Annotated in this window: 13 protein-coding genes, 1 tRNA gene, 3 rRNA genes and 1 pseudogene; 13 read left to right on the top strand and 5 right to left on the bottom strand. The window is 52.4% G+C overall.

Features of this window, described 5'->3' with window-relative positions:
• Positions 1-11: 11 nt before the first annotated feature.
• From prmA to HV340_RS20755, 6 genes are all read left to right on the top strand, one after another.
• Entirely contained in the window at positions 12-893 is an 882-nt protein-coding gene (gene prmA, locus HV340_RS20730; protein ID WP_014171869.1) for a 50S ribosomal protein L11 methyltransferase, read from the top strand.
• Positions 894-1,030: 137 nt separating this feature from the next.
• Positions 1,031-1,771: a carbonic anhydrase family protein gene (locus tag HV340_RS20735; RefSeq protein ID WP_063925629.1), complete on the top strand. Its 741-nt coding sequence runs from the start codon at positions 1,031-1,033 to the stop codon at positions 1,769-1,771.
• 330 nt (positions 1,772-2,101) lie between these two features.
• On the top strand, positions 2,102-3,067 hold the full coding sequence (dusB, locus tag HV340_RS20740) for a tRNA dihydrouridine synthase DusB (protein ID WP_014171871.1): 966 nt from the start codon (positions 2,102-2,104) through the stop codon (positions 3,065-3,067).
• Between the two features lie 23 nt (positions 3,068-3,090).
• Positions 3,091-3,387, top strand: a complete 297-nt coding sequence (gene fis, locus HV340_RS20745) for a DNA-binding transcriptional regulator Fis (RefSeq protein WP_000462905.1) — start codon at positions 3,091-3,093, stop codon at positions 3,385-3,387.
• Between the two features lie 180 nt (positions 3,388-3,567).
• The gene (locus HV340_RS20750) at positions 3,568-3,732 is read left to right on the top strand and encodes a DUF2556 family protein (RefSeq protein WP_020883498.1); all 165 of its coding nucleotides are present in this window, start codon (positions 3,568-3,570) and stop codon (positions 3,730-3,732) included.
• 139 nt (positions 3,733-3,871) lie between these two features.
• Positions 3,872-5,965, top strand: coding sequence for a bifunctional diguanylate cyclase/phosphodiesterase (locus HV340_RS20755; RefSeq protein WP_181216203.1), 2,094 nt, complete (start codon positions 3,872-3,874; stop codon positions 5,963-5,965).
• Here HV340_RS20755 and envR read toward each other — a convergent pair.
• Positions 5,869-6,588, bottom strand: a complete 720-nt coding sequence (envR, locus tag HV340_RS20760; RefSeq protein WP_074176919.1) for an acrEF/envCD operon transcriptional regulator — start codon at positions 6,586-6,588, stop codon at positions 5,869-5,871. The genes HV340_RS20755 and envR overlap by 97 nt on opposite strands.
• A 383-nt stretch (positions 6,589-6,971) precedes the next feature.
• Here envR and HV340_RS20765 point away from each other — a divergent pair, with 383 nt between their 5' ends.
• From HV340_RS20765 to HV340_RS20795, 7 genes and pseudogenes are all read left to right on the top strand, one after another.
• The gene (locus HV340_RS20765) at positions 6,972-8,111 is read left to right on the top strand and encodes an efflux RND transporter periplasmic adaptor subunit (protein ID WP_047355525.1); all 1,140 of its coding nucleotides are present in this window, start codon (positions 6,972-6,974) and stop codon (positions 8,109-8,111) included.
• Positions 8,112-8,122: 11 nt separating this feature from the next.
• Positions 8,123-11,236 (top strand): annotated as a pseudogene (locus HV340_RS20770) (efflux RND transporter permease subunit).
• 303 nt (positions 11,237-11,539) lie between these two features.
• Complete coding sequence (locus HV340_RS20775) at positions 11,540-11,761, top strand: lipoprotein (protein ID WP_008502867.1); 222 nt, start codon at positions 11,540-11,542, stop codon at positions 11,759-11,761.
• Positions 11,762-12,248: 487 nt separating this feature from the next.
• Positions 12,249-13,274 carry an amino acid ABC transporter substrate-binding protein gene (locus HV340_RS20780; RefSeq protein ID WP_014171877.1) on the top strand — a complete coding sequence of 342 codons (1,026 nt, stop codon included), beginning with the start codon at positions 12,249-12,251 and terminating at the stop codon, positions 13,272-13,274.
• 67 nt (positions 13,275-13,341) lie between these two features.
• Positions 13,342-14,523 carry an amino acid ABC transporter permease gene (locus HV340_RS20785; RefSeq protein ID WP_014171878.1) on the top strand — a complete coding sequence of 394 codons (1,182 nt, stop codon included), beginning with the start codon at positions 13,342-13,344 and terminating at the stop codon, positions 14,521-14,523.
• Between the two features lie 9 nt (positions 14,524-14,532).
• On the top strand, positions 14,533-15,636 hold the full coding sequence (locus tag HV340_RS20790; protein WP_047743809.1) for an amino acid ABC transporter permease: 1,104 nt from the start codon (positions 14,533-14,535) through the stop codon (positions 15,634-15,636).
• Positions 15,637-15,643: 7 nt separating this feature from the next.
• Positions 15,644-16,402 carry an amino acid ABC transporter ATP-binding protein gene (locus HV340_RS20795; RefSeq protein ID WP_014171880.1) on the top strand — a complete coding sequence of 253 codons (759 nt, stop codon included), beginning with the start codon at positions 15,644-15,646 and terminating at the stop codon, positions 16,400-16,402.
• A 103-nt stretch (positions 16,403-16,505) separates the two neighbouring features.
• On the opposite strand, the gene rrf (HV340_RS20800) is transcribed toward HV340_RS20795, so the two are convergent.
• The 4 genes from rrf (HV340_RS20800) to HV340_RS20815 all read right to left on the bottom strand — a co-directional run bounded on the left by rrf (HV340_RS20800) (position 16,506) and on the right by HV340_RS20815 (position 19,839).
• Positions 16,506-16,621, bottom strand: a 5S ribosomal RNA gene (gene rrf, locus HV340_RS20800).
• Positions 16,622-16,664: 43 nt separating this feature from the next.
• A tRNA-Thr gene (locus HV340_RS20805) sits at positions 16,665-16,740 on the bottom strand.
• Between the two features lie 14 nt (positions 16,741-16,754).
• Positions 16,755-16,870: ribosomal RNA gene (rrf, locus tag HV340_RS20810) — 5S ribosomal RNA — on the bottom strand.
• 62 nt (positions 16,871-16,932) lie between these two features.
• Positions 16,933-19,839: ribosomal RNA gene (locus HV340_RS20815) — 23S ribosomal RNA — on the bottom strand.
• Positions 19,840-19,928: the final 89 nt, after the last annotated feature.

Here is a 19,928-nt window from a genome sequence, read left to right on the forward strand (position 1 = left end):
AGAGTTTTGCCATGCCGTGGATCCAACTAAAACTGAATACAACCGGCGCTAACGCCGAAGAGCTAAGCGATGCGCTGATGGAAGCCGGTTCGGTCTCCATCACCTTCCAGGACACGCATGACACGCCGGTGTTTGAGCCACTGCCGGGCGAAACCCGCCTGTGGGGTGATACCGACGTTATTGGCCTGTTTGATGCAGAAACTGACATGAAAGAGGTTGTCGCGATCCTGGAAAATCATCCGCTGCTGGGTGCGGGTTTTGCACACAAAATTGAACAGCTGGAAGACAAAGACTGGGAACGCGAGTGGATGGATAACTTCCACCCAATGCAGTTCGGTAAACGTCTGTGGATCTGCCCGAGCTGGCGTGACGTTCCGGATGAAAACGCGGTAAACGTGATGCTGGATCCGGGCCTGGCATTTGGGACCGGTACTCACCCGACGACTTCTCTGTGCCTGCAGTGGCTGGACAGTCTGGATCTGGACGGCAAGACGGTGATCGACTTCGGATGCGGATCCGGGATCCTCGCTATCGCGGCGCTGAAACTGGGCGCGGCCAAAGCCATTGGGATCGATATCGATCCACAGGCTATTCAGGCCAGCCGTGATAACGCTGAACGCAACGGCGTTTCTGACCGTCTTGAACTGTATCTGCCGGATGCGCAGCCAGAAGCCATGAAAGCCGATGTGGTGGTGGCGAACATTCTGGCCGGCCCATTACGCGAACTGGCCCCGTTAATCAGCGTACTGCCCGTTGACGGCGGTCTGCTGGGACTTTCCGGGATCCTGGCAAGCCAGGCTGACAGCGTTTGCGAAGCCTACGCCGATCTTTTCGCCCTCGATCCGGTGGTCGAAAAAGAAGAGTGGTGTCGTATTACGGGCCGTAAAAAGTAAGCCATTGGCGTGGTCATCTGACCACGCCTCTCTTCCTCCGATAATCCTCTCCTCCTATGCCCTTCTCCGGTAAAATACCCACACAAATCATATTGATAAAAATGGTTTGAACCACAATAATTCACCGGAAGAATACTATGACCCACTTTACTGGCAAGGCAGCGCTCTTTGCGCTGAGCATTATCTCGGCTTCAGCCTGCGCATCACACTGGAGCTACGAAGGCGAAGGCGCACCGGAACACTGGGGCGAACTGGACGAGGCTTACAAAACCTGTCAACGCGGGATGAATCAGTCCCCCATCAACATTGAATCCACTGCTAACGCGCACCTCTCCCCGCTGCAAACGCATTACATTGATGGCCCTGTGACGCTGACGAACAACGGCCATACCATTCAGGCAAGTGAAAAGCCGGAAACCCGCGATACCCTTACCCTCGATAAGCAAACCTGGACCCTGCAACAGTTCCATTTCCACGCGCCGAGCGAAAACACCGTGCATGGCAAGAAATTTGCGATGGAAATGCATCTGGTGCACAAAAACGCGGCCGGTGAGCTGGCGGTGGTGGCGGTCATGTTCGATAAAGGGGCCGCGAACCCGGAACTGAATAAGCTGTGGAGCGTCATGCCTGAGCAGGCCGAACAGAACGTCTCCATTAAGCAGGATCTCAATCTGAACAAGCTGATTCCAAAAGATAAAACATACTGGCGCTTTAGCGGCTCGCTGACCACGCCGCCGTGCTCAGAGGGGGTAACCTGGATTGTACTGAAGCACCCGCTGACCGTCTCTGCAGAGCAGCTTGAGAAATTCTCCCACACGATGCACCACGAAAATAACCGCCCGGTACAACCCCTTCATGGTCGCGTAGTCGTCGAATAATGCGCATTTTTCGCATGCAGATCATGTTCTAAAATGCGACTCAGATCGCAAACAAGCGGGATAATCTGCTGCTAAAAACAGCAGATTATCCCGCTCAAGTGATGCATTTATTCAGAAATGATGAGAAGTTACGGGAAATTGTAAGCGGCTATAAAATAATCATTCCCTCATAACTTTATGATTTAACAGGTTTATAATTTTCACCTGAAGGACAGAGCGGCGATTCCTTGATCTACAACAGTGGATTGTTCAAAGTTTGGCCTTTCATCTCGTGCAAAAAATGCGTAATATACGCCGCCTTGCAGTCACAGTATGGTCATTTCTTAACTCATGCGCATCGGACACTACCAGCTCAGAAATCGCCTGATCGCAGCCCCAATGGCAGGTATTACCGACCGGCCGTTCAGGACGCTGTGTTATGAGATGGGGGCAGGTTTAACCGTTTCCGAGATGATGTCGTCTAACCCACAAGTGTGGGAAAGCGATAAGTCCCGCCTTCGGATGGTGCACGTTGATGAACCAGGTATTCGCACCGTGCAAATTGCCGGAAGCGTGCCTGAAGAGATGGCAGATGCCGCGCGGATTAACGTGGAAAGTGGCGCCCAGATTATTGATATCAATATGGGTTGCCCGGCCAAGAAAGTGAATCGCAAGCTTGCAGGTTCAGCCCTTCTGCAATACCCCGACCAGGTGAAGTCTATCCTGACCGCGGTTGTCAGCGCAGTGGACGTTCCTGTTACGTTGAAGATTCGCACGGGTTGGTCGCCGGAACACCGTAACTGTGTAGAGATTGCCCAACTGGCCGAAGACTGTGGCATTCAGGCCCTGACCATCCATGGACGCACTCGCGCCTGTTTGTTCAATGGTGAAGCTGAATACGACAGCATTCGGGCAGTTAAGCAGAAAGTTTCCATTCCGGTTATCGCGAATGGTGACATTACTGACCCGCTTAAAGCCAGAGCTGTGCTCGACTATACGGGAGCTGATGCTCTGATGATAGGACGTGCCGCTCAGGGAAGACCCTGGATCTTTCGGGAAATCCAGCATTATCTGGACACTGGGGAGTTGCTTGCCCCACTGCCACTGGCAGAGGTAAAGCGCTTGCTTTGTTCGCATGTTCGGGAATTGCATGACTTTTATGGTCAGGCAAAAGGGTACCGAATTGCGCGTAAACACGTATCCTGGTATCTCCAGGAGCACGCTCCAAATGACCAGTTTCGGCGCACATTCAACGCCATAGAGGATGCCAGCGTACAGCTGGAGGCGTTGGAGGCATACTTCGAAAATCTTGCGTAATGAAATAAAGAGCTGACAGAACTATGTTCGAACAACGCGTAAATTCTGACGTACTGACCGTTTCTACCGTTAACTCTCAGGATCAGGTAACTCAAAAGCCCCTGCGTGACTCGGTTAAACAGGCACTGAAGAACTATTTTGCTCAACTGAACGGTCAGGATGTTAATGACCTGTATGAGCTGGTACTGGCTGAAGTTGAACAGCCACTGTTGGACATGGTGATGCAATACACCCGCGGTAACCAAACCCGCGCTGCCCTGATGATGGGTATCAACCGTGGTACACTGCGTAAGAAACTGAAAAAATACGGCATGAACTAATTTCGGTTAGCGAAATGCTTGTTTAAAAAGGCGCTACCTGGCATGGGGATGCGCCTTTTTTATTGCCCGCGCCTGTCACCGTCAAGGCTGTGTAAACCTTCGTTTATCCCCCTTTTAAACCGCAACTTTTCGTGTATATTTCCACCACCTCACTGAACCTCTTTACCCGGAATGACACGCATGATTCGTAAATACTGGTGGCTGGTTGTATTTGCTGTCTCGGTTTTCCTCTTCGACGCGCTCCTGATGCAGTGGATTGAACTGATGAGCACTGAAGCCGATAAGTGTCGCAATATGAATTCCGTAAATCCGCTAAAATTAGTGAACTGCTCAGAACTCGACTAACCGCCTGACGTCGCTAAACTCACTGTTAAGACCCACTAAAAACGGGGATTTAAATCCCTTTGAGCCGTTACCTTACGATGATAATGTCTCGCCCTTCTCAACCGCGCCTGCGTAACTTCACACTCGAGTAGAACCGATCATGCTGGTTAGCCAATACAACCATATCCTCGTCGTCCTCTCCTTTGTTGTTGCTATCCTTGCTGCCTATACCGCGCTGAATATGGCTGCTCGTGTTGCCGGGAGTCAGGGCGTGGCTGCGCGCGTCTGGCTGGCCGGTGGCGGTATTGCCATGGGGATTGGCGTGTGGGCCATGCATTTTATCGGCATGCTGGCGATGGACCTCTCCATGAGCATGCGCTACAACGCGACCCTGACGGTGCTATCCATGGTTATCGCCGTGGGCTCGTCACTGTTTGCGCTGTGGCTCGTTAGCTGTGAGCAGTTACGTTTGCGCCGTCTGCTGCCCGGTGCGTTAGTGATGGGCTGCGGCATTGTGGCGATGCATTACACCGGCATGGCGGCGCTGGAAGTCTCTCCCGGTATTATCTGGGACAAAACATGGGTGGTCATTTCGGTTGTCATTGCGCTTGCGGCTTCGCTCGCCGCATTATGGGTGACGTTCAGCTTGCGGCATGAAGCGTCTCAGGTGTCGCTGATGCGTTTTGCCGCCGCCGTTACGATGGGGATCGCCATTGCCGGTATGCACTATGCCGGGATGAAAGCCGCTCAGTTCCCCATGTCGACCATGACACATCATGAAGGTATTAACGGCAGCTGGCTGGCAGTACTGGTCAGCGTCGTCGCACTCGCCATACTGGGGATCACGCTGCTGGTCTCGATGCTGGATGCCCGCCTTCAGGCACGAACCTCCCTTCTGGCCTCATCACTTGCAGAAGCGAACCGCGAACTCGCTCAACTGGCTTTGCAGGATACGCTGACGCGTCTGCCGAACCGTGTTTTGCTGGAGGACCGACTCGATCAGGCCATCAGCAAAGCTGACCGTGAAGGCACCCATTTTGCACTGATGTTCATGGATCTCGACGGGTTTAAAACCATCAACGATGCGTACGGCCATGATGTCGGTGACAGACTGCTTGTCGCCGTGACGCAGCGCCTGCTCACGCCCCTGAAGGGTCAGTTCACCCTTGCCCGTATCGGTGGTGATGAGTTTGTTCTGCTGGCAGAAGGAGAAGGTCCGGATGATGCGGCCTCGCTGGCCAACTCGCTGGTTCGCGCTATCGATAGCCCATTCAATCTGGATCCCTATGAACTGGTGGTAACCCTTAGCATTGGTATCGCGCTCTATCCCCACGACGGTAAAACCGAGCGCGAGCTGATGTTTAACGCCGATGCGGCGATGTACCACACGAAGCACATGGGCCGAAACGGTTATCACTTTTTCCAGCCCTCCATGAACACCCTGGCGCAGACCCATCTCCAGTTGATGAACGATCTGTGGCTGGCTATCGATCGTAATGAACTGCGCCTGCTTTATCAGCCAAAATTCCACGCACCGGCGGGTCCTGTCCTTGGGTTCGAGGCGCTATTGCGCTGGCAACATCCGAAACAGGGATTGCTGACGCCAGACCTGTTCCTGCCGCTGGCGGAAAAAACGGGGCTGATCATCCCGATTGGCAACTGGGTACTTAATGAGGCCTGCCGTCAGTTGCGGGAGTGGCACCTTCAGGGTCATCAAAACTGGTCGATGGCGGTGAACCTGTCGACACTGCAGTTTGAGCAACCTTCACTGGTTAAAACGGTGCTCGACTGCCTGACGCGTCACAACGTACCACCGGAGATGCTGATCCTTGAAGTGACGGAAACCACGGCGATGAGCAACCCGGATGAGAGTGTGCGCGTGCTGACAGAGCTGACGGACGCGGGCGTGAAAGCGTCCATTGATGATTTTGGTACCGGCTACTCCAGCCTGCTTTATCTCAAGCGCCTGCCGGCCTGTGAATTGAAAATCGACAGAGCGTTCGTGAAAGAGTTAAGCGGTGAAAGCGAAGACGCCACCATTGTCTCAGCGATCGTGGCCCTGGCAAAAACGCTAAATCTGAAAGTCGTGGCGGAAGGGGTGGAAACCGAAGCACAGCAAACCTTTTTGACGGCGCTGGGCTGCAACACGCTTCAGGGCTATCTGTTGGGCAAACCGGTCAGTGCACAGACCATCGAAACGCTCTGCGCGCAAGGGGAAATGTTACCTGGCGCTGAGCTAAAATCATCCTCATGAGGCGACACCCGCACGACAGGGAGTGTCGCCAGAATGCTATCGACCAGCGCAGGAGCCTGCTGATAAAGATTAAAGCTGCTGTTATTCATTAACCAGTTTTTAATGATTCCGCTGAAAAAACCGTGGAAAACAATCAGGGTTAGATCAACATTTACCTGTGACGAAATGAGGTTCCGCGAAATACAGTCCTGCAACGTGGTACGTAAAGAATCATAATTAAAACCAATACGTTTTCTGATTTCACACTCTGAAATCATATCGCTATTAAATTCACACTTATGATACAAAATTTGCAAAAGAGCGCATTGCCGAGGCTCATGTGCAATATATTGCAACGCAGCAATAAATTGCTCACGAAGCATTAACAAGGGATCGCTGCCCGCAGAAAGAGAAAGTCTGTCACGAATGATGTCACGAAACGGTAATTGCTGTTCCCAGATGGCATTAAATATTTCTGATTTACTGGTAAAATGCCAGTAGATGGCACCCCGTGTAACATTTGCTGCATCCGCGATATCCGTCAGCGTCGTGTTCGCCACGCCCCGCGTCGCAAACTGCCCGATAGCCGCTTCAATCAGCTGCTGACGGGTTTGTTGAGCCTCTTCTTTCTTTTTACGCGCCATAGACGACTACTCGTTACTCACAAGGTTTATATTTACACGGGTCAGATACACGAAAGTATTCACTACTTTGCGTTTTAATTTTGCACAAAAAAAGTCAAATCGCTTAATTAATAATTTAGACAAATGCATAGATATAATTAAATTCATGAGATGAATAATTCAACCACGTTAAATGCCATTTATCTGATTAACCAGCCAGAAGTATATCCCCGCTAACACCAGGTTTGATTCTGATTTTTGCCTTAAGGCCTGTTCATTCGCACTTATAAATTAAAAAACATTAATTACCCTCATTATTATACGCCCTACATTTTATTTTTATCCCTCTGCCCTGCTACCGATTCACGGCAAATATCGGTTCATGGGTATTTAAAGGAACAGTAATGACGAATTATTTCAGACGTTTGCCCTTATCCGGTTTTATTGTCTGCGCGGTACTGCTCGCTGGATGCGATGGTCAGGAAAACCAACCACCACATCCGCAGGCGCCTCAGGTCAGCGTGCATATAGTGAAAAGCGCCCCTCTGGCTGTCACCACCGAACTCCCGGGCAGAACAGATGCCTTTCGCGTTGCGGAGGTTCGTCCTCAGGTGAGCGGCATCATCTTGCGTCGTAACTTCACAGAGGGAAGTGATGTAAAAGCCGGCGAGTCACTTTATCAGATCGATCCTGCCACCTATCAGGCCGCGTATGACAACGCGAAAGGTGAACTCGCGAAGGCCCAGGCGGCGGCTAACATTGCGCACCTGACGGTAAAACGTTATCTCACGCTGGTTGGCACGCAGTATGTCAGCAAGCAGGAATACGACCAGGCCGTGGCGACAGCGCAGCAAGCAGATGCCAGCGTCGTTGCCGCACAGGCAGGCGTTGAAAGCGCGCGCATTAATCTTGCCTATACCAAAGTGACGTCTCCCGTCGAGGGTCGCATCGGTAAATCCAGCGTCACCGAAGGCGCGCTGGTGACCAACGGGCAAGCCGCAGCCCTGGCAACGGTTCAGCAGCTTGATCCGATGTATGTCGACGTTACCCAGTCCAGCAGTGATTTTATGCGTCTGAAGCAGACGAGCCTGCAAAAAGGAGAGGCCACCAGCACCGTTGAGCTGGTGATGGAGAATGGTCAGCCCTACCCGTTGAAAGGTACGCTACAGTTCTCGGATGTCACGGTCGACGAAAGTACCGGCTCTATCACCTTGCGCGCGATTTTCCCAAACCCACAGCACCTGCTGTTGCCTGGCATGTTTGTCCGGGCCCGCATTGATGAAGGCACACAGCCTGATGCGATTCTGGTCCCACAACAAGGCGTGACCCGCACGCCGCGCGGTGATGCATCCGTTCTGGTGGTTAACGATAAAAACCAGGTTGAGTCACGTACCGTCGTTGCCCCTCAGGCGATTGGCGATCGCTGGCTGGTGACGGAAGGGCTGAAAAATGGCGACCGCGTCATTGTCAGCGGCTTACAAAAAGTCAGACCGGGCGCTACCGTCGTCGCGACGCCTGATACCACCACGACTCCAGCCGGTTAAGGGACGACGACATGGCTAATTTCTTTATCCAACGGCCGGTTTTCGCCTGGGTGCTTGCCATCATTTTGATGATTGCAGGCGGGCTGGCCATTCTCAAACTGCCCATCGCGCAGTATCCGACCATTGCCCCTCCCGCCGTGGCTATCACCGCAACGTATCCGGGTGCTGATGCGCAAACGGTGCAGGATACCGTAACGCAGGTTATCGAACAGAACATGAACGGTATCGATAACCTGATGTATATGTCATCCACCAGCGATTCCGCAGGTAATGTCACCATCACGCTGACCTTCCAGTCCGGAACAGACCCGGACATTGCGCAGGTACAGGTGCAGAACAAACTGCAGCTCGCCATGCCGCTGCTCCCCCAAGAGGTCCAGCAGCAAGGGATCGGTGTTGAGAAGTCCAGCAGCAGCTTCCTGCTGGTCGCAGGCTTTGTCTCCGATAACAAAGACCTCACGCAGGATGACATCTCTGACTATGTCGCGTCTAACGTGAAAGATGCCATTAGCCGCACCACGGGAGTGGGTGATGTGCAGCTGTTTGGTGCCCAGTATGCGATGCGCATCTGGCTCGACAGCAACGCGATGAACAAATACCAGCTGACGCCGCTGGATGTGATTAATCAGCTGAAAACGCAGAACGACCAGATAGCGGCCGGCCAGTTAGGCGGAACGCCGTCAGTACCGGGGCAGCAGTTGAACGCCTCGATCATTGCACAAACGCGTCTGAAATCTCCGGAAGAGTTTGGCCGCGTGACGCTCAAGGTGAACCAGGACGGCTCCATGGTTCATCTGAAAGATGTGGCCCGCATTGAGCTGGGTGGCGAAAACTACAATATGGTCACCAAAATCAACGGGCAAGCGGCAACCGGCCTGGGGATTAAGCTGGCTACCGGTGCAAACGCACTGGACACGGCCGCCGCCATCAAGAGCAAACTGGCCCAGCTCCAGCAGTTCTTCCCGCAGGGGCTGAAGGTAGTCTACCCCTACGACACCACGCCTTTTGTGAAGATCTCTATCCACGAAGTGGTGAAAACGCTGTTCGAAGCGATCATTCTCGTCTTCCTGGTGATGTATCTTTTCCTGCAAAACCTGCGGGCGACGCTTATCCCGACAATTGCGGTGCCGGTCGTGCTGTTGGGTACGTTTGCGATCCTGGCGGCGTTCGGTTTCTCCATCAACACCCTGACCATGTTCGGTATGGTGCTGGCGATTGGCCTGCTGGTTGATGACGCCATCGTGGTGGTTGAGAACGTCGAACGCGTCATGGTTGAGGACAAGCTGCCGCCAAAAGAGGCGACGCAGAAGTCGATGGGGCAGATACAGGGCGCACTGGTGGGTATCGCCATGGTGCTTTCAGCGGTCTTTATCCCCATGGCCTTTTTTGGCGGTTCAACGGGAGCCATCTATCGTCAGTTCTCGCTGACCATTGTCTCGGCTATGGCGCTGTCGGTGCTGGTCGCTCTGATTCTGACACCGGCACTGTGCGCCACCTTGCTTAAGCCCGTTTCCAGCGATCACCACGAAAAGAAAGGTGGCTTCTTCGGCTGGTTTAATGCGCTCTTTGACCGGAGCGTGGAGCATTACAGCAACAGCGTAAGCGGCATTTTGCGTAAGACCGGGCGCTATCTGGTGGTATACGTCATCATCGTCGGTGGCATGGCCGTACTGTTCCTGCGCTTACCCACCTCCTTCCTGCCCGAAGAGGATCAGGGGGTATTTATGACCATGGTCCAGCTCCCCGCCGGAGCCACCCAGATGCGTACCCAGCAGGTGCTTGACCAGGTTCAAAACTATTATCTCAACAACGAGAAGGCTAACGTTCAATCGGTGTTTACCGTGAACGGCTTTAGCTTTAGTGGTCAGGGTCAGAACTCCGGTATTGCGTTCGTTAGCCTGAAGCCCTGGGAAGCGCGTCCCGGAGCAGAAAATAGCGTTGAGGCGATCGTAAGGCGTGCGACGAAGGCCTTCAGTCAGATTAAAGATGGCCTCGTGTTCCCGTTTAACCTGCCAGCGATTATCGAGCTGGGTACCGCAACGGGCTTTGACTTTGAGTTGATTGATCAAGCTAACCTGGGGCATACCCAACTGACTCAGGCGCGTAATCAGCTGCTCGGTATGGTGAAAGCGCACCCCGATCTGCTGGTTCGCGTTCGTCCTAACGGTCTGGAAGATACCCCACAGTTCAAACTGGATGTCGACCAGGAGAAGGCACAGGCGCTGGGCGTCAGCCTCTCTGACGTCAACCAGACGATCTCGACGGCATTGGGGGGAACCTATGTGAACGACTTTATCGATCATGGACGCGTGAAAAAAGTGTACGTCCAGGCCGACGCGCACTTCCGTATGTTGCCAGGGGACATCAACAACCTCTACGTGCGCAGCGCGAATGGTGAAATGGTGCCGTTCTCCTCCTTTAGCAGCTCGCACTGGGTGTATGGCTCGCCTCGCCTGGAGCGCTACAACGGGATGCCTTCGATGGAGATCCTCGGTGAGTCCGCGCCGGGTAAAAGTACCGGTGAGGCGATGGCCTTGATGGAGAACCTCGCCGCAAAACTGCCTTCCGGTATCGGCCATGACTGGACGGGAATGTCTTATCAGGAACGACTGTCTGGTAACCAGGCACCTGCCCTGTACGCCATTTCACTGATTGTGGTGTTCCTGTGACTGGCTGCGCTTTATGAAAGCTGGTCTATTCCCTTCTCGGTCATGCTGGTTGTGCCGCTGGGTGTCACGGGCGCGCTTCTCGCCGCATCGATTCGCGGGTTAAATAATGATGTCTATTTCCAGGTCGGCCTGCTGACAACGATTGGTCTGTCAGCGAAAAACGCCATTCTGATCGTCGAGTTTGCTAAGGATCTGATGGATAAAGAAGGTAAAGGGATCATTGAAGCCACACTGGAAGCATCCAGAATGCGCCTTCGACCGATCCTGATGACGTCGCTGGCCTTTATCCTTGGCGTGATGCCACTGGTCATCAGCAGAGGAGCCGGGAGCGGCGCGCAAAATGCTGTCGGGACAGGTGTTATGGGAGGGATGCTTTCCGCAACGCTTCTGGCCATTTTCTTCGTGCCCGTCTTCTTTGTGGTTGTCCGGCGCCGGTTTACGAAACATAAAGAGTAATGTTTCTCAAAAAAGGCACCTCAGGTGCCTTTTTTATTTTTAGCATAAACAATGAATTAGATATGTCATACTCACAGCATTAATAGTTAACCATTTGCATTAAGTAAAAACGCCGCGTTACGTCTTCATATTTTCTCCATTAATTCATCCTGACAGCGACTTTTCTCCACGATTTTTACAAACAACATAATTTGAGATTATTCCCCGTGCAACGTTGCCTTATCCCGGTGGTAAAATAGTCTCCAGTTCGTTAATAGCCCTCCTAGCTGTATAGCGAATGAGAATTAATACTGAGGTAACATCATGAAAAGATTCATTTCCGTTGCACTACTCGCTGCGCTGCTTGCTGGATGCGCGCACGACTCTCCATGTGTACCGGTATACGACGATCAAGGCCGACTGGTTCATACCAATACCTGTATGAAAGGCACCACTCAGGACAACTGGGAAACAGCAGGTGCTATCGCCGGTGGTGCTGCCGCAGTGGCAGGTTTGACGCTGGGTATCGTTGCTCTGACGAAGTAACATCAGAACGTATCATGTGTGTAGAAAGCGCGGCTCTGTCCGCGCTTTTGCTTTTAAAGAGTGCAGCGTTTTCAGATAAGTAAAAAAATAGCCCTGTCTTTACCCACCTTGTTTATTTCATCCTGCGGACAGTCACATATTTTTAATGCACAGCGTTAAATTACATATTCTATCGTGATGATTTTCACATATTAATTATATTTAATACCCTGCCAATATTCACCCCAGAAACTATCTCTTCTTTTTAAGGTATAGCCGCTGAAAGTTTTGCTCCGATTTGTGGCACAGGTTGTAATTTCGCACCGTTTCGGGGCGCTCTCTTTATTTAACCCTGTCTACACTCAGCATTATGCGTTCATTGGTCACCTATTTTGTTGAGCGCAAAACCTGGCATTACGTTTGCTTTATAAACGTTGGCCAAAGCCACAGACAGGTAAAGCGTTTAAAACGCCTCTATAACGATAAATTTCGCCACACAGGATGCATTATGAAAAAGACGATGATAGCCAGCCTGGCCGCCGCGGGCATGTTGTTTGCTGTAGCCGGTCAGGCCCATGCGGGTACGACACTGGATGCCGTTAAAAAGAAAGGGTTTGTTCAATGTGGGATCAGTGACGGTTTACCTGGCTTCTCTTATGCCGATGCAAACGGCAAATTTACCGGTATTGATGTTGATGTCTGCCGCGGTGTCGCCGCCGCCGTTTTCGGTGACGACAGTAAAGTAAAATATACCCCGCTGACGGCGAAAGAACGTTTTACTGCATTACAGTCTGGCGAAGTTGACATGCTTTCCCGTAATACCACCTGGACCTCCTCACGTGATGCAGGCATGGGAATGGCATTTACTGGCGTGACCTATTATGACGGTATCGGTTTCCTGACCCACAATAAAGCGGGGCTGAAAAGCGCCAAAGAGCTGGATGGCGCGACCGTTTGTATCCAGGCCGGTACCGATACCGAGCTGAACGTCGCGGATTATTTCAAAGCAAATAACATGAAATATACCCCTGTGACATTCGATCGCTCCGATGAATCGGCCAAAGCGCTGGAATCCGGTCGTTGCGACACGCTGGCTTCTGACCAGTCACAGCTGTACGCCTTGCGTATTAAGCTGAGCAACCCGGCGGAGTGGATTGTCCTGCCCGAAGTGATCTCCAAGGAGCCTCTTGGACCGGTTGTGCGTCGTGGCGATGAAGACTGGTTCTCCATTGTTCGCTGGACGCTGTTTGCCATGCTGAATGCCGAAGAGATGGGCATCAACTCGAAAAACGTCGACGAGAAAGCCGCTAAACCGTCCACGCCGGATATGGCTCATCTGCTGGGAACAGAGGGCGATTTCGGGAAGGATCTGAAGCTGGATAACAAGTGGGCTTACAACATCATCAAACAGGTGGGTAACTACGCTGAGATCTTTGAGCGCAACGTGGGATCGGAAAGCCCTCTGAAGATTAAACGCGGCCAGAACAATCTCTGGAACAACGGCGGTATTCAGTACGCGCCACCAGTACGTTAAGTCATTGCTGTAACGGGCACTGTTAAGGCAGTGCCCGCCCCAGAGTCATGGTTACCGAGGTTTCTTTATGTCCCATCGCCGCTCAGCCGTAAAAGGATCGCTATCCTTTTCTCATCCCGCGGTCCGCGCCTGGCTATTCCAGGTTATTGCGATTATTGCGGTTGTTCTTATCGCCGTGTATCTCATCCATAACACTATAACCAACCTGAATAATCGCGGTATTACCTCCGGCTTTGCTTTTCTGGATCGCAGCGCGGGGTTTGGCATTGTTCAACACCTTATTGATTATCAGGAAGGCGACACGTATGGACGCGTGTTCGTGGTCGGTTTACTGAATACGCTGCTGGTCTCTGCACTTTGTATTGTTTTTGCCTCCATACTGGGCTTCTTTATTGGTCTGGCACGTTTGTCCGAAAACTGGCTGCTGCGCAAACTGTCTACTTTTTATATTGAGACGTTCCGTAATATCCCGCCGCTGCTGCAGATCTTTTTCTGGTATTTTGCCGTGCTGCGCAACCTGCCGGGGCCACGTCAGGCTATTGATGCTCTTGATCTGTTTTTCCTGAGTAATCGCGGGTTGTATATTCCTTCTCCGCAGCCGGGTGAAGGGTTGTATGCCTTCATTGCCGCCCTTGTAATAGCGCTTGCTCTCTCAGCCGCCATGTTCCGCTATAACCGCAAGCATCAGTTCAAAACCGGGCAGCTTCGTAAAACCTGGCCAACCGCCGCCATCCTTATCATTGGTCTTCCACTCCTGACACACTGGCTGTTTGGGGCCGCCCTTCACTGGGATATTCCGCAGCTGCGTGGCTTTAACTTCCAGGGCGGAATGGTTTTAATTCCTGAGCTGGCAGCCCTGACGCTGGCGCTTTCGATTTATACCTCTGCATTTATCGCCGAGATTATTCGTGCGGGGATCCAGGCCGTTCCTTACGGGCAACACGAGGCGGCGCGCTCGCTGGGATTACCCCATACGGTGACGCTTCGTCAGGTCATTATTCCGCAAGCGTTACGGGTCATCATTCCGCCGCTGACCAGTCAATACCTCAATATTGTCAAAAACTCATCGCTGGCGGCCGCCATTGGTTACCCCGATATGGTGTCGCTGTTTGCCGGAACCGTGCTTAACCAGACCGGACAAGCCATTGAAACTATCGCCATCACAATGTCTGTCTATCTGATCATCAGCCTGGTGATTTCGTTGCTGATGAACCTCTATAACCGTCGTATAGCACTGGTCGAGCGCTAAGGATCTATGATGACAAAAGCGATACTGTCGCACTCCTCGCGCCCTGCCAGTTCGACAGGCGGACGTTTTATTCTCTGGGCGCGTAAGAATCTGTTCTCCAGCTGGAGTAACAGCTTGCTGACAATTGTATGTTTGTGGCTTATGTGGGAATTAATTCCACCGCTGCTGAACTGGGCTTTTTTACAGGCTAACTGGTCGGGATCCACTCGCGCAGACTGCACAAAAGCAGGGGCCTGCTGGGTGTTTATTCATGAGCGTTTTGGCCAGTTCATGTATGGATTGTATCCGCATGAACAGCGCTGGCGGATTAATCTGGCACTGGCCATCGGGCTGCTCTCTATCGCCGTAATGTTCTGGAAAAAACTGCCTCATCGGGGCCGTTATATTGCCTGTTGGGCAGTGGTGTATCCCATTATTGTTTGGGTGCTGTTGTATGGCGGCTTCCTGGGGCTGGAACGTGTTGAAACACGTCAGTGGGGTGGGTTAACGCTGACGCTGATTATCGCGTCCGTTGGGATAGCCGGCGCACTGCCATGGGGTATTTTGCTCGCGCTTGGGCGGCGCTCAAAAATGCCTGTCGTACGTGTGCTTTCCGTTATTTTCATTGAATTCTGGCGTGGCGTACCGCTTATCACCGTTCTGTTTATGTCTTCGGTCATGTTGCCGCTGTTTATGGCAGAAGGGACAACGATAGACAAACTGATCCGTGCCCTGGTCGGGGTCATCCTTTTCCAGTCCGCTTACGTTGCGGAAGTGGTGCGTGGGGGCCTGCAGGCTCTGCCTAAAGGTCAGTACGAAGCGGCGGAATCACTGGCACTTGGCTACTGGAAAACGCAGGGACTGGTGATATTGCCACAAGCACTCAAGCTGGTTATCCCGGGCCTGGTCAATACCATCATTGCCCTCTTCAAAGATACCAGTCTGGTGATCATCATCGGGCTGTTCGATCTCTTTAGCAGCGTGCAACAGGCGACCGTTGACCCTGCCTGGCTGGGTATGTCCACCGAGGGATATGTCTTCGCTGCACTGATCTACTGGATCTTTTGTTTTAGCATGTCGCGCTATAGCCAGCATCTGGAAAAGCGCTTTAACACCGGGCGTACACCGCACTGAGGAAATTATGAGCCAGATTACTATGACACCTGCCGACGCGATGATTACGCTGGAAAACGTGAATAAATGGTACGGGCAGTTTCATGTTTTGAAAGACATTAACCTCAAGGTTAAGCAGGGAGAACGGATCGTTCTTTGTGGCCCTTCCGGGTCCGGAAAATCCACGACCATTCGCTGTATTAACCACCTTGAAGAACATCAGCAAGGGCGCATTGTTGTTGATGGCATCGAGCTGAATGAAGATATTCGTAACATCGAACGGGTGCGCCAGGAAGTGGGAATGGTGTTCCAGCACTTTAACCTGTTTCCCCATCTAACCGTTCTGCAGAACTGTACGCTTGCGCCAATTTGGGTACGAAAGATGCCTAAAAAGGAGGCTGAAGCACTGGCGATGCACTACCTGGAACGGGTACGAATCGCAGAGCACGCCAATAAATTTCCCGGCCAGATATCAGGCGGTCAGCAGCAGCGCGTGGCTATCGCCCGTTCGCTCTGTATGAAACCGAAAATTATGCTGTTTGATGAACCGACATCCGCCCTGGATCCGGAAATGGTGAAAGAGGTACTGGATACCATGATTGGACTGGCGCAGTCCGGGATGACCATGCTGTGTGTGACGCACGAAATGGGGTTTGCCAGAACCGTGGCCGATCGGGTGATCTTTATGGATCGTGGGGAAATCGTTGAGCAGGCACCGCCGGATGAGTTCTTCGCACATCCTAAATCTGAACGTACGCGGGCTTTCCTGTCACAAGTGATCCATTAAGCGTGTCTTAGCCCGGTGGCGCTTCGCTTACCGGGTCTGACTTTTTCCGGGAAACATAACGCAAAAAGGCCATCCTTTCGGATGGCCTCTTCACTTGTTTGATGTCTGGCAGTTCCCTACTCTCACATGGGGAGACCCCACACTACCATCGGCGCTACGGCGTTTCACTTCTGAGTTCGGCATGGGGTCAGGTGGGACCACCGCGCTAAAGCCGCCAGACAAATTCTTTTACTTCTTGCCGAACTTTAACCTAAGTATAAAGTGGTGCTGATACCCAGAGTCGAACTGGGGACCTCACCCTTACCAAGGGTGCGCTCTACCAACTGAGCCATATCAGCACGCTAAATTTGATGCCTGGCAGTTCCCTACTCTCACATGGGGAGACCCCACACTACCATCGGCGCTACGGCGTTTCACTTCTGAGTTCGGCATGGGGTCAGGTGGGACCACCGCGCTAAAGCCGCCAGGCAAATTCTGTTATCTGTATCAGCTGAAAATCTCTCTCATCGCCAAAACATCTTCGGCGTTGTAAGGTTAAGCCTCACGGTTCATTAGTATCGGTTAGCTCAACGCATCGCTGCGCTTACACACCCGACCTATCAACGTCGTAGTCTTCAACGTTCCTTCAGGAGACTTAAAGTCTCAGGGAGAACTCATCTCGGGGCAAGTTTCGTGCTTAGATGCTTTCAGCACTTATCTCTTCCGCATTTAGCTACCGGGCAGTGCCATTGGCATGACAACCCGAACACCAGTGATGCGTCCACTCCGGTCCTCTCGTACTAGGAGCAGCCCCCCTCAATTCTCCAGCGCCCACGGCAGATAGGGACCGAACTGTCTCACGACGTTCTAAACCCAGCTCGCGTACCACTTTAAATGGCGAACAGCCATACCCTTGGGACCTACTTCAGCCCCAGGATGTGATGAGCCGACATCGAGGTGCCAAACACCGCCGTCGATATGAACTCTTGGGCGGTATCAGCCTGTTATCCCCGGAGTACCTTTTATCCGTTGAGCGATGGCCCTTCCATTCAGAACCACCGGATCACTATGACCTGCTTTCGCACCTGCTCGAGCCGTCACTCTCGCAGTCAAGCTAGCTTATGCCATTGCACTAACCTCCTGATGTCCGACCAGGATTAGCTAACCTTCGTGCTCCTCCGTTACTCTTTGGGAGGAGACCGCCCCAGTCAAACTACCCACCAGACACTGTCCGCAACCCGGATTACGGGTCTACGTTAGAACACCAGCCATTAAAGGGTGGTATTTCAAGGTTGGCTCCACGCAGACTGGCGTCCACGCTTCAAAGCCTCCCACCTATCCTACACATCAAGGACCAGTGTTCAGTGTCAAGCTATAGTAAAGGTTCACGGGGTCTTTCCGTCTTGCCGCGGGTACACTGCATCTTCACAGCGAGTTCAATTTCACTGAGTCTCGGGTGGAGACAGCCTGGCCATCATTACGCCATTCGTGCAGGTCGGAACTTACCCGACAAGGAATTTCGCTACCTTAGGACCGTTATAGTTACGGCCGCCGTTTACCGGGGCTTCGATCAAGAGCTTCGCGTTACCGCTAACCCCATCAATTAACCTTCCGGCACCGGGCAGGCGTCACACCGTATACGTCCACTTTCGTGTTTGCACAGTGCTGTGTTTTTAATAAACAGTTGCAGCCAGCTGGTATCTTCGACTGATTTCAGCTCCACCCGCAGGGGCTTCACCTACATATCAGCGTGCCTTCTCCCGAAGTTACGGCACCATTTTGCCTAGTTCCTTCACCCGAGTTCTCTCAAGCGCCTTGGTATTCTCTACCTGACCACCTGTGTCGGTTTGGGGTACGATTTCGTGTTACCTGATGCTTAGAGGCTTTTCCTGGAAGCAGGGCATTTGTTACTTCAGCACCGTAGTGCCTCGTCATCACACCTCAGCGTTAATAAACGACCGGATTTACCTAATCGTTCCGCCTACATGCTTAAACCGGGACAACCGTCGCCCGGCTAACATAGCCTTCTCCGTCCCCCCTTCGCAGTAACACCAAGTACAGGAATATTAACCTGTTTCCCATCGACTACGCCTTTCGGCCTCGCCTTAGGGGTCGACTCACCCTGCCCCGATTAACGTTGGACAGGAACCCTTGGTCTTCCGGCGAGCGGGCTTTTCACCCGCTTTATCGTTACTTATGTCAGCATTCGCACTTCTGATACCTCCAGCACCCCTCACAGGACACCTTCAACGGCTTACAGAACGCTCCCCTACCCAACAACGCATAAGCGTCGCTGCCGCAGCTTCGGTGCATGGTTTAGCCCCGTTACATCTTCCGCGCAGGCCGACTCGACCAGTGAGCTATTACGCTTTCTTTAAATGATGGCTGCTTCTAAGCCAACATCCTGGCTGTCTGTGCCTTCCCACATCGTTTCCCACTTAACCATGACTTTGGGACCTTAGCTGGCGGTCTGGGTTGTTTCCCTCTTCACGACGGACGTTAGCACCCGCCGTGTGTCTCCCGTGATAACATTCTTCGGTATTCGTAGTTTGCATCGGGTTGGTAAGCCGGGATGGCCCCCTAGCCGAAACAGTGCTCTACCCCCGAAGATGAGTTCACGAGGCGCTACCTAAATAGCTTTCGGGGAGAACCAGCTATCTCCCGGTTTGATTGGCCTTTCACCCCCAGCCACAAGTCATCCGCTAATTTTTCAACATTAGTCGGTTCGGTCCTCCAGTTAGTGTTACCCAACCTTCAACCTGCCCATGGCTAGATCACCGGGTTTCGGGTCTATACCCTGCAACTTAACGCCCAGTTAAGACTCGGTTTCCCTTCGGCTCCCCTATACGGTTAACCTTGCTACAGAATATAAGTCGCTGACCCATTATACAAAAGGTACGCAGTCACCCCATAAAAGAGGCTCCCACTGCTTGTACGTACACGGTTTCAGGTTCTTTTTCACTCCCCTCGCCGGGGTTCTTTTCGCCTTTCCCTCACGGTACTGGTTCACTATCGGTCAGTCAGGAGTATTTAGCCTTGGAGGATGGTCCCCCCATATTCAGACAGGATACCACGTGTCCCGCCCTACTCTTCGAGTTCACAACCTGTGTGCTTTCGTGTACGGGACTGTCACCCTGTACCGTGCGACTTTCCAGACGCTTCCACTAACACACAAGCTGATTCAGACTCTGGGCTGCTCCCCGTTCGCTCGCCGCTACTGGGGGAATCTCGGTTGATTTCTTTTCCTCGGGGTACTTAGATGTTTCAGTTCCCCCGGTTCGCCTCGTTAACCTATGTATTCAGTTAACGATAGTGTGTCGGAACACACTGGGTTTCCCCATTCGGACATCGCCGGGTCAAAGGTTCATATCACCTCGCCGGCGCTTTTCGCAGATTAGCACGTCCTTCATCGCCTCTGACTGCCAGGGCATCCACCGTGTACGCTTAGTCGCTTAACCTCACAACCCGAAGATGTTTCTTTCGATTCATCACCGGCTTGCGAAAATTTGAGAGACTCGAACACACATTAACTGTGTGTCGTTTCAAT

The organism is Enterobacter sp. RHBSTW-00975, assembly GCF_013615235.1.
In the GTDB taxonomy this organism is placed as follows: Bacteria; Pseudomonadota; Gammaproteobacteria; order Enterobacterales; family Enterobacteriaceae; genus Enterobacter; species Enterobacter ludwigii.